The sequence below is a fragment of the Methanolobus sp. WCC1 genome (assembly GCF_045690315.1).
GTDB lineage: Archaea > Halobacteriota > Methanosarcinia > Methanosarcinales > Methanosarcinaceae > Methanolobus > Methanolobus tindarius.
The window spans coordinates 655,809-667,592 of record NZ_CP146979.1; the positions used below are offsets into that span (position 1 = coordinate 655,809).

Here is an 11,784-nt window from a genome sequence, read left to right on the forward strand (position 1 = left end):
GGTGCTGCAAAATGAGCGAAAATAAACTTGAACAAATAACCATAACATGGTTCCAGGACTCCGGCTGGGAATATCAGTACGGTCCAGACATCGCTCATGATGGCCCTATGCCGGAGCGTCAGGATTACCGGCAGGTCTTGCTTGCGGGGCGTGTGAAGGATACATTACATCGCCTAAATCCAGGTGTTCCGGCTTCAATACTAGAAGAGGTACTGCACACCCTCAGCAAACCACAGCATCCTTCTCTTGTGCAGAATAACCGTGCATTTCATGAGATGCTGCTGGAAGGAGTGCCAGTGGAGTATGAGATAGATGGAGAGATGCGTGGGGACAGGGTAAGGCTCATTGACTTTGAGCATAAGGAAATGAATAGGTACCTTGTTGTCAATCAGTTTACAGTTCAAGGAGTGAAACAACCGCGCAGGCCGGATATCGTTGTGTTTATTAATGGATTGCCTATTGCTGTAATTGAGTTAAAGAATCCGATTTCCGAGCAGGCTGACATATGGTCTGCATATGAGCAATTGCAGACATATAAAGAAGAAATAGCTGATCTTTTTGTATTCAATGAAGCCCTTGTGATCTCTGACGGGTTCAATGCACGTGTCGGATCTCTGACAGCAACAAATGAATGGTTCCTTCCATGGCGTACAATTCGCAATGAAGATGATAAACCATTATTGGAATACGAAATGGAAAAAGTAGTTCGTGGGTTCTTTAATCCTGAAATGCTGCTTGATTATCTCAGACATTTCATTCTTTTCGAGCCTGCAGGAGATACGCAGATCAAGAAGATCGCAGGATATCATCAGTTTCATGCAGTAAGAGAAGCAGTGCATGCCACTGTGATAGCTGCCGGATTGCCTGCAGTCAATAAAGCAAATGAACCACGTGCAAACTACGCCGAGAAAGTAGAGCCAGGTTCAAAGAAAGGAGGCATAATCTGGCACACACAGGGTTCAGGAAAGAGCATATCTATGGCCTGTTTTGCTGGTAAACTGATGCAACAGCCTCAGATGCAGAATCCTACGCTTGTTGTAGTCACTGATCGTAACGACCTTGATGGCCAGTTGTACCGGACCTTCATCAATGCAAAGATGCTGCTTAAAGAAACACCTGTACAGGCTGAAAGCCGCGAGGAATTGCGTGAACTCCTTGCAAATCGTCCTTCAGGTGGTATTATCTTCACCACAATCCAGAAGTTCATGCTCAAAAAGAGTGAAACAGCATTTCCAAAACTCACAAACCGCGATAATGTTGTAGTAATAGCCGACGAAGCTCACCGCAGCCAGTATGGGTTACGTGCCATACTGGATACAAGTACAGGTCTCTTCAAATACGGATACGCTCATCATATGCGTTCGGCTCTCCCTTCAGCTACATTTGTCGGTTTTACCGGGACACCAATCGAAAGCGATGACAAGGATACACGCAGGATCTTTGGTGAATATGTCAGCATCTACGATATTCAGGATGCTGTCATGGACGGCGCAACCGTTCCTATCTATTACGAAAGCCGCCTGGCAAAACTGGACATTAACCAGGCTGAAATAGAGAAACTTAACTCAGAAGTCGAAGATGTCCTGGAAGACGAGGAAGACATAGCCTTGCGTGAAAGATCAAAGTCCCGCTGGGCAGCTCTTGAACAACTTGTAGGAGCAGATAAGAGGATAAAAGAAGTAGCCAATGATCTTGTCGCCCATTTTGAAAACCGGAACTCTTCAATTGAAGGTAAAGGCATGATTGTCGGCATGAGTCGTGATATTTGTGTTCACATGTACAATGCCATAATCGAATTAAGGCCTGAATGGCACAATGAAGATCCTCAAAAGGGCGAAATCAAAATAATCATGACAGGCTCTGCTTCAGATAAAAAGCACCTTCAGCCGCATATATACAACTCCCAGACAAAGAAGATGCTGGAGAATCGTTTCAAGGACCCGGACGACCCATTGAAACTTGTTATTGTACGAGACATGTGGCTCACCGGATTTGATGTTCCATGCCTGCATACAATGTATGTTGACAAACCAATGCGTGCTCATAACCTGATGCAGGCCATCGCACGTGTAAATCGTGTATTCCATGAAAAACAAGGTGGTCTTGTGGTAGACTACATCGGTATTGCCGCAGAAATCCGATTAGCCCTGAAGACCTATGTCGATAATCGTGGAAAAGGAGCACCTACTATTGATACTATCGAACCCCTGGTTATACTTAAAGAGGAAATGGAAAAGGCCCGTGGAATCTTCCATGGATTCGACTACACGAATTACAGGACAAGATCCCTGGAATTACTCCTTCCTGCAGCAAATCATATTCTCGGTCTTGAAGAAGGAAAAAAACGCTATTTTGATATTGTACTTGCGATTTCCAAAGCCTATTCACTCTGTGGAACTAGAGATGAGGCAATGGATCTCCGTGAGGAAATTGCTTTTTTCCAGGCAGTAAAAGTAGTCATTTCCAAAGCATCAACCAGTGAGACAAAGCTTGCAGAGGAAAAGAAGAATCAGATTATCAAACAAATCCTAGATAATGCACTTCTTGCTGAAGGAGTAGAGGATATCTTCGAACTTGCAGGATTAGATAAACCAGATCTCAGCATTCTCTCTGATGCATTCCTCGAAGAAATGCGACATTTACCACATAAGGATCTTGCAGTGGAGCTATTGCAGAAACTTCTCAGGGATCAGATACGTTCACGAACACGCACCAATGTAATTCAGGAACGTAAATTCAGTGAACGATTAACAGCTTCACTTAACAAATACTATAGTCGTTCGATTAAAAGTGCTGAGGTAATTGAGGAACTGATTTCAATGGCCAAGGAATTCCGTGAAGCTGCCAAACGTGGTGAGAAATTAGGACTCAATGATTCAGAGCTTGCGTTTTATGATGCACTTGCAGATAATGAAAGTGCTGTTCGCGAATTAGGTGATGTTACTCTAAAACTAATTGCCCAAGAACTAACAGAAAAGCTACGTAAAAGCACAACTGTGGATTGGCAGAAGCGTGATAGTGTCCGTGCAAAATTACGCAATCTTGTTAGGATTACTCTCCGGCGCTATAAATATCCTCCAGATAAGCAGGAGGAAGCGATAAAATTGGTGTTGGATCAAGCAGATAGATTGTCTGATGATTGGAGCAAAAATATAGAATGTGCACTTTATTAAACATACTTTGTTGTGAGAAGTAATTTATTATATATAACATCAATTAGGATTTGTATTCCCATTAATTAAAGAGCCTGAAGATAAGTGATTCTTTAAATTAATTAACTGCCTATAAGTCGACAGAAAAAGTCTTTCTTTCCCATTTACTGTTAACATGAAAGAACGAGGAAAATTTTTAATGTATATTATCCAGAGGATACCGTTTTCCTCAAGGTGGTACTTCTCCAACATCGAGATTTTAGATTCAAAAAAGCTCTCATTTTCATTTGAGTCTACAATTTGATAGAACCATACACCTAAATTACCTTCGTATTTACGCGGCATTTTTATTTTACTATAAGGAACAGATCGAAGTTTACTAACTTCTTCTTTTGATGGTAAAATGACATCATGCTCGCAGTTAAAAAATGCACCACTTACTTTTTGCCTATCAAATAACGCTATTGTTTCACTGAAAACGTCTAAGATATCTTCTATAGATGGCAAATCACTGATGATATCTAATCCTATTTGTCGTGTTGAATTTAAATCTACTAATTGAATTAAAGACAAATATTGTTTTAACTCATCACTTTTACTAGGAAACCTAGGGGAACTAGCTAAAAAATGCTTTAGAGATGCATAATCATTTCTGATTTCAGTTTCTGGAAATAGTTCACTATTCACTAAATCAGTAGCACGTTGTTTCTCTTTCTCATAGATTTCATATCTTTCCGAATCATCAACTGGTCCCCCATAATCATCGTGTTCTACAGGTGGATGAGAATTAGCGAAATCATTAAAGCTTATTTTGGGACGTGCCCATGTTTCATAATCATAATATTTATATTCACCAAAGAGAAAAGAATTCAATAACTGTTGATGAATTTCAGGCCAGGTTTCTATGAAACAAATTAACTTCAATAAAATAAGATTATTTAGCCCTCTAGTGTTTGAATTTTCTATAGTTACATAAAGATTAGTTATTTTTTTCATTTTTCGAGGATTACCACCGGTACAAATACGAAGTAAATCACATGCTTTATTGAACTCTTGTGTGTTATCAAAGAATGGACCGAGCTTATCTTTCAAATAAATGCTGACTTGATATTCATTAAATGTTGATAAGTCATAAGTTATTTGAAATATTTTGTTTAAATATGCTTCTGCATCAAAATTTTGATTAACATATTTCAGTTTGGTACTTTCTATTAAGTACTTATAATCACATCCAACAATAAAAACACAATTTTTGCATACCAAGAAATTTTTTATTGACTCGATAATATCTATTATTTTTAGTGGATGGATTCGATCTAAATCATCAACAAAAATAAAACATATACCATCTTTGCCAACCCTTTTTTCAATCAAAGATTCAAATTTATCTTTAAACTTTTTTATTGATGTTGATTTATCCTTTAATATCATCTGTTCTGTAGATTGCCTAGATTTCCCGATATTTATAAAACTCTTTAAAAGACCGGGGGCATCAGTAATCAAACTAGCTCCGCCTGTACATTTTGCAGTAATGGCTGTTTTTCCAATATTCAAAGCGGAATTAATTAATAACTCCACATCATAACTATTTGTAGTCGTCAGGCAAAGTTCCTCTAAAACAGAAATCATTAACAATTTCCATATCTCATCTTCATCATTATATTGCCATGTATCAAACCAACTTGTTCTTAAATGCGACTTATTCATAGCATCAATATTGTTTTTCATGAGATTCATCAAACTTGTTTTACCAGTGCCCCATGCCCCATTGATTCTCAATGTTAATGGAGGTTTACTGTCTATAAGTAAAGATGTTAAAATATCTGCAACATTTTGATATTGAAGTAAGTCATCTTCTTCCGTATTAATTGGTTCATCTGAAATCCAATAATTAAGTCCCATATACTTCCCCTAATTCAATTTAAACTCTGTTTAAATTTATAAAAGAGACCTGCTATATATACGTTATGAAATAATTTAATAATACTATGTGCAATCTTCAAATTGCTATCTACAGAGTGATTTTGATAGCACTATAAACGTTAGAAAACCGTTCTCTTCTCACAAAGTTAGCCGAGTTGAAAATAATTTAACCTGCTGTTTTGTGGTACAATTGCAAATTCCTTATCTCTGCAGAATAAACCACCCTATTATTTTGTACTATAATCACAGGTACTCTATTTCTGCAGAAGAAATCACTCAAATCTTATAATTGCAGGTTTTTGAATAACTTTTATTTCTTAGTATAGTGTTCCAGATCTGCACTTGAAGTCAATGACCTCTCCCTCCGGATCACTGAGGATGGCCATCCTACATATCTACTGAATCTACTTCGTGATACTCGATGCAGGGATATAGGTTCTCAAAGAGAGAGACGATTGTGGAGGATATTAGGGGAATGCAGGCGAGAAGGAGATACGTTCTTTTGAAGCATATACACATGTAAACGATTGCGCATTATTTCCGTTGAAAATATTATCATTAGCAATGCCTAATTATGTAAAATATTAAATAACAGTTCTTTGCAGAGTGGGTAAAGTGGAACTATAAAAACCTCAGTTATTTGACGTTCTTTTCCAAGTTAAATATATGACTTTGAGGATAGTATTTATTAAATTTTCCTTCTTTTTCATAAAAGATAATATTATCACTCTGAAGCTCACTAACATGCCAATGAATAGTGCTTTTATCCAATCCAAGTTTAAAAGATAATTCTTGACCAGTGACTCCAGGATTATTGATAATTGTACTAATTATTGTTTTTCTTGTGTTGTTTATTAAATGTAACCTAGCCACATTTTGTTGTGTGCATCCATGGCAAGATTTATGAAATAATCCTGTATACTTGCCTTTCCGAATAGTAAAAATCAAGTTATTTGATTTCATTTTATCAAGATAATATCGTAAAGTTCCTCGTTTAATACCAAGTTTACTTGATATATCTGATTCTGTGCACCCAGGATTTTCTACTATAAAGGAAATAATGTTCTCTGATTGATTGTTATCCTTTTTAGGAGCTATTCTTCCAAGAAGAAAAGGAATTATTTTAAAAATGTTTAAAAAAGGTAGAAGCAATCCAGAGATTACTGTAAATTGTATCCACAATGGAAGGGACCAAAAGGTAATAGTATGCTCTGCTTCGCCATCATCAACAACAGCACCTTCTGGATATTCTCCAGTATGAGGAGTTATTATGTATCCTCCATTATCAGCAGATACTATTCCTCCACACCAAAAAATAGTAAGCAAGAATAATCCAGCTATATACCATTTATTCAGTTCCATAACTAAATGGTATAAGATTGTGTTCCTGATACATCATAACCATATACACAATATTGCCATGTACCTTTTGCAATACCATTTGAATTTGTAATATCAATGTTTATTCTTCCATTAATTGACCCATCGTCATCATCATAAAAAGGACCAAGTACATTGTTATCTGGGGTATATATGATAAGTCTGAGTGAATCACTAGAATCTCCCCAGTTTAGATTTACAGTTAATGTTGTAATATCAGAGCTGACTGTTTTTGTGTGCCAATTAGTTTCCCCTTGAGTAATAGTATCAGAGACACGCAATACTGGAAAACTGATATAATTATTTTTAGCTGAAGTTACAATATAATCAGAAGATAAAACCTCATTTGAAATACTATTCGTATCTGCAACAGCACAGTTGACTGAAAGCAAAATTATTAACATTGCCATACAAGTTTTATACATATTATATTCCTCGCGAATAATACAGTAAAATGTGTAACAGTCTTTTATTTATTTTTTATGGACACGATATCCAACTGAATAATATATAAAATAATATTTATTTAAATATGATTTATTATATTGTGATTTTAGTCATGAAATAAGCCAAAATATGAGGTATTCAGCAGAAATAAATGAAAAATTGATATGAATGAGTATCATATTCAGTTGGATGTTAGGCTCACAAAACATTAATAAAATCAAGTAAAATTGTTGAATGCACATTATTAAAATGTGGAGTGGGGTTCAAACTAATATCTCAAAGTCAACTTGAACCCCAAATTACCCGAAGGCATAGTTATGTTTATTTTAACAATGTATAAAGTTTGCGTAACTTTTGCCTCTGGAGTATTGAAAAGAGGTAAGAGCAAATGAAGATATATAAAGAAGGAACTAAAATAGTTTCGATATTGATGACCATGTTCATAGTAACAATGTTTGCAGTGGCTCCTGCACTTGCATGTGAACCAGGTACTCCATGTAGCGAGACATCTAAAGTTTCAGAACCTGTTGAATTATTAGGAACTGAGAAACAGAAAGTTATTGATCAAGCTCTTGAAAATGAGATGTACATTAAACTCAATCAAGATTTGATCAATGAAGGATACAAACAAAAAAGCATAGATACATATAGTGTTACTATCGAAGAAGATTCTACTGTTGTTAAAATCGCAACATTTGAATTTGAATCTGCAGACGGAAATACTGATGGATTGACCTACGCATATAACGAACAAACCGGGGAAAGCATAGTAGTTCGTGGTGGTAATGGCTGTCCAACATGTCTTGCATTAATAGTAGCCGGAGGGTTTGGCTGCACGGCTGTTTGCGTAACAGGTGGTGTATTAACAATGGGTGCTGCTTGTGTTGTATGCCTAGCTGCAGTAGCAACGTATTCACTATGCGATTGTTATGTATGTGGTTGTTCAATGGGATACGAAACCAGTTGTGACATGGCTGATCAATATAATTGTTGAGGAGATTGTCAAAATGATTGAAATTGGGAAATATTTCCCCCTCATCATTTCTTTTTTAATAATGCTGATTGGATTTTATAATTATTTTACCTATGGATCTAGTTATTTGTTGTTAGTTAGTTTTGCAGCAGTATTTTCATCCATTGGAATGCTTTTTAATAGGTATCTTCGATTATCAAAATATGTATCTGTTATTTGTATCCTTGGTGCGGCATTGTCTTTCTATAATTCAACAAATAATATCTATATTGCAATGCTCGGCATTCTGTTATTAATACTTATTATAGTAGATGATATTAGAAAATGAAATTTAACTAGGGGATTGAATGTGAAATCTGAATTATATATTGCACTAATAGCCTTGGCTTTACTATCAGGGGGATGTATTGAAAAATCGTATTCAAATACACAAGATGCATATGATTTGCAATATGATCTAAATAATGGAGATGTTTTTTTCTATAATGTACTAGCTACTATCGAAAAGCCAAGTACAGAAGTCTCTGAAGAGACAAGCATTCATGTAGCTGAAATCAAAAACGACAATATCAATTTGAAAGTATCAGTTGATTCTACGGTTGGGAATGCATTATCCAAAGAAGACTATTCTTTAAATATGACATCACGTGGTACAATAAATGATGTCAATTCCAACAACTTAATTATACCAGAAATCCAGCCAGAACTAGTGTCAATACTAGAATTTCCTGATAAGCAAATAACCGAAGGAGATGTGTGGTATTCATATTTTAACAAGAATGCAAGTCAAGTTGTAGATGGAAATTTATTTGAGTATTCGATTATCGGGAATACAACATATAAGTGTATAGGATTCGAGAATATATTAGTGACCGCTGGTAAATTTGATTGTGCTACCATTGAAACAAATACGACTTATATTTTGGATATTAGTTCAGTGTCTAATAATAAAACAGTCTCTTTAAAAACAGTTGGTAACACCTTTGGTGAAAAATGGATTGATTTGAATAAAGGAGTTTTAATCAAATCTGAATATTACGTTGATAAAAACGTTCAATCAAATTATTCAGATGTATACAAAGATATAGGAATTAAAAATGCATATCGTGAAATTCCTATGAAATCATATATAGTTACTGAACTTTTAAGTGTCAATGGAGATTGATGAAATATGTCAAGACCAGGCATATTTTTTTTTCTTTTAATGTTATTATGTATTTCAATAGTAGATGCTCAAAATGTTTCGATTGAGTATTTCCATCAAACAGGATGTTATGACTGCAAAATAACTGATCCTATAATAGATCAAATCGAAAAAGAATATGAGTTTGTAGAAATTATAAGAATTGATGTAAATACAATAGATGGTTTTAATAAATGGAAAAAATATGAATTTTTAGAGGTTCCGGCCATTGTTATCAATAACGAAACGAAAATTCCAAAAGAAGAAATTACAGAAGAAAATCTAAAGTTGTTAATCACTAATTATTATGAAGATGATGTGCCAGAATTTAAATATATAAATAATACATTAAGTCTACCATTTGCTTATTCACTAGGATTATTTGCAGGGATGTCACCTTGTTTAATGGCCATACTTGGATTTCTTTTTAGTTTTACAACCGGCACAAGTGAATCTGTTCGAAGTGGAATTGTAAAAGCGACTATATTTGGTCTTGGACTAATGACTTCTTATTTGACAATTGGTCTTGGATTAATTTTGTTCAAGAGGTCAATTCCGAACACTGAAATATTTTCAATGATTACCGGCATCATAGTCATTACGATAGGCTTATACTTAATAGAAGTTTTCAAGTTACCAATATTTATGGATAACTATTTTCGAGATACAGCTAAAAAACATGCAGGTACAATCGGAGGATTATTCTTTCTTGGAGTATTATTTTCTTTCATAAAAGTTCCATGTACTATTCCTATGCTTCTGGTATTACTTAACAAAACAATGAGTTATGGAACTATACAAGATGTATCATTATTGTTTGCTTTTAGCTTAGGTGTATTGACGCCTTTTATTGGAGTTGGGCTAATTGGGGGATATACATTATCAAAACACATTCGTAAATATCGCCACGGTATCAAAATAATCAGTGGCGTATTTCTTGTGTTACTAGGGTTATGGATATTATTTTAGAAATCATAGTACAGGTTTAATTGTTTGGTCATATAAGCATGTTCTCCATATGGTCTCACTTTAATTATTCGGTAATGATTTCTTTTACATTTGTACTATACTGTAATGGAAGGTGCAGTTTGTCCACACGATGCATTCTGCAGATTTAATCACTGGATAGCCGTCCTGAATCTCTACTGAATTTATTTCATGAGATTCGATGTAGGAATGTCGGCTTTCAAAAAGGGAGGCTGTTGTGGAGGAGATCTGCATGATGTAGGTGAGGAGGAGAGCTGTAAGTTACAACATGTGAATTGTAATTATCATAGTGCATATTCCTCGTGTGAATGATTATTGCAGGAAATGATATTTTATAGCAGGGGAACTATAACCTGTTACATATACAACCTCAACTTGTATTCCTGCTCCGGTTACCTGCTGATCTTGGAGGGTCGAGGCAACCAGAGCACAAACTAATATGGTTTTTAGTTTTTGAGAGTGACCTGTCATTTTAGCCTATAACAACAAGTTTTCCTGCAGAATCCTTGTAGATCTCCCAGGGAAAAGACATCAAAAAACAGTAAAATCTTGCTGTTATAATAAAAGTGCATGATAAAAGCTGAGCCTATCATGGTCAACGATGAAAGGGTCCTTGGACCTTATGAAATGGATCTACTCAGAGAAGTTATTCCTAAAACCTATCTTAAAACTATATTTGATGTTTGTTTCTGGTCTGGAATGAGGTATGTTGAGGTTCAAAGGTTACATGTTCATCTGGAATGGAGGTAGAAAGATGGAGAATGTCCTGGATTATTTCTTCGGCAATAAAAAGCCACCTTCAAGATCTGCCTGGAATGAGAACCTTTTGAGATGGGCTGAGAGGTCTGAATTGAATCCATTAGGTCTGAGTAGTAAGACTACCAGAAAAAGTATAGAATCCTGGTTGATCACTGCAGATATCCCCCTTAATGTAATCTGTCTTCGCCAATGGTATGATAGTTTAATTTCTCTGTTGCATTATCAAGGTTTGCCTTTTAATGATTGAGAAAAGGTGGAAATAAGAAGAATGTTGGCAGGGTGGAATTAATATATGGAAAATCATAGATGCAATGATTTTTCAATTGTTTTCTTACATTTTTTAATAGCATCACGATTAACATGAGATAATTTAGATATCTCATCGTAGGATAAAGAATCAGATTCATAAAGAATATCATATGCAATATATTCGTTTGAGAAGGAAAATTGAGTTCTGACTAAGTGCATATTTTCTGCATTCTCGTCTTTTTATTTACAGAGCTTTCCCACCAGTATAGAATGTTTACTTTTTCTCTTCGTTATCTTTAATCTGCTTCATAATCTTGTTCAAAAGAGGTGTATATCAATGCTTTAATTAAACTGCTCTGTGTATCTTGGATCTGGTAAATTCTTTGTCTTCTCCTTTTAGTTATTCAGTAAGCTCCCTATATTGGCATGCAGACATTGGGTTTGCGTTGTCCATATTATCGAGTTTCTCATTCTCTTTCTTTAGATCATTGAATTCCGGAGAAGTTGAAGTGTCTGCTTATTCTCTTTCATGAAAAATAATAGTTGTCATCTGAAATGAAAATTAGGATTTTGAACAAGTTCGGGAAGTGACTAATGTGAATATTCAGATGACATACATCATCTAATTGACATGTTTACTCTTTAGCTAAGAAATATTTTCATTTAATAATGATTTATATAAGAGTAATTTGTTATTAAATTAAAGGGATGTAGTGTAAAACATCATCAAA

Annotated in this window: 10 protein-coding genes; 7 read left to right on the forward strand and 3 right to left on the reverse strand. The window is 35.1% G+C overall.

Annotated elements, in window-relative coordinates:
- Positions 1-11: 11 nt before the first annotated feature.
- Positions 12-3,173 (forward strand): type I restriction endonuclease subunit R, encoded by a 3,162-nt coding sequence (locus V7O61_RS03295; RefSeq protein WP_407282723.1) that lies wholly within the window; start codon positions 12-14, stop codon positions 3,171-3,173.
- 39 nt (positions 3,174-3,212) lie between these two features.
- Here the strand turns inward: V7O61_RS03295 and V7O61_RS03300 are convergent, their stop codons facing one another.
- The 3 genes from V7O61_RS03300 to V7O61_RS03310 form a co-directional block, all read right to left on the reverse strand.
- Positions 3,213-5,054, reverse strand: a complete 1,842-nt coding sequence (locus tag V7O61_RS03300; protein WP_407282722.1) for a P-loop NTPase fold protein — start codon at positions 5,052-5,054, stop codon at positions 3,213-3,215.
- A 657-nt stretch (positions 5,055-5,711) separates the two neighbouring features.
- Positions 5,712-6,437, reverse strand: a complete 726-nt coding sequence (locus V7O61_RS03305; protein WP_407282721.1) for a winged helix-turn-helix transcriptional regulator — start codon at positions 6,435-6,437, stop codon at positions 5,712-5,714.
- Positions 6,438-6,439: 2 nt separating this feature from the next.
- Positions 6,440-6,865, reverse strand: coding sequence for a peptidase domain-containing protein (locus V7O61_RS03310; RefSeq protein ID WP_407282720.1), 426 nt, complete (start codon positions 6,863-6,865; stop codon positions 6,440-6,442).
- 425 nt (positions 6,866-7,290) lie between these two features.
- Here V7O61_RS03310 and V7O61_RS03315 point away from each other — a divergent pair, with 425 nt between their 5' ends.
- The 6 genes from V7O61_RS03315 (at position 7,291) to V7O61_RS03340 (ending at position 11,051) form a co-directional block, all read left to right on the forward strand.
- A complete protein-coding gene (locus V7O61_RS03315) occupies positions 7,291-7,896 on the forward strand; it encodes a hypothetical protein (RefSeq protein WP_407282719.1) in 606 nt (201 codons plus the stop codon).
- Positions 7,897-7,909: 13 nt separating this feature from the next.
- On the forward strand, positions 7,910-8,203 hold the full coding sequence (locus V7O61_RS03320; protein ID WP_407282718.1) for a hypothetical protein: 294 nt from the start codon (positions 7,910-7,912) through the stop codon (positions 8,201-8,203).
- A 21-nt stretch (positions 8,204-8,224) separates the two neighbouring features.
- Positions 8,225-9,040 carry a hypothetical protein gene (locus V7O61_RS03325; protein ID WP_407282717.1) on the forward strand — a complete coding sequence of 272 codons (816 nt, stop codon included), beginning with the start codon at positions 8,225-8,227 and terminating at the stop codon, positions 9,038-9,040.
- 6 nt (positions 9,041-9,046) lie between these two features.
- Complete coding sequence (locus V7O61_RS03330; protein WP_407282716.1) at positions 9,047-10,027, forward strand: cytochrome c biogenesis protein CcdA; 981 nt, start codon at positions 9,047-9,049, stop codon at positions 10,025-10,027.
- Between the two features lie 588 nt (positions 10,028-10,615).
- On the forward strand, positions 10,616-10,795 hold the full coding sequence (locus V7O61_RS03335) for a hypothetical protein (RefSeq protein WP_407282715.1): 180 nt from the start codon (positions 10,616-10,618) through the stop codon (positions 10,793-10,795).
- Between the two features lie 4 nt (positions 10,796-10,799).
- Positions 10,800-11,051: a hypothetical protein gene (locus V7O61_RS03340; protein WP_407347439.1), complete on the forward strand. Its 252-nt coding sequence runs from the start codon at positions 10,800-10,802 to the stop codon at positions 11,049-11,051.
- Positions 11,052-11,784 lie beyond the last annotated feature (733 nt).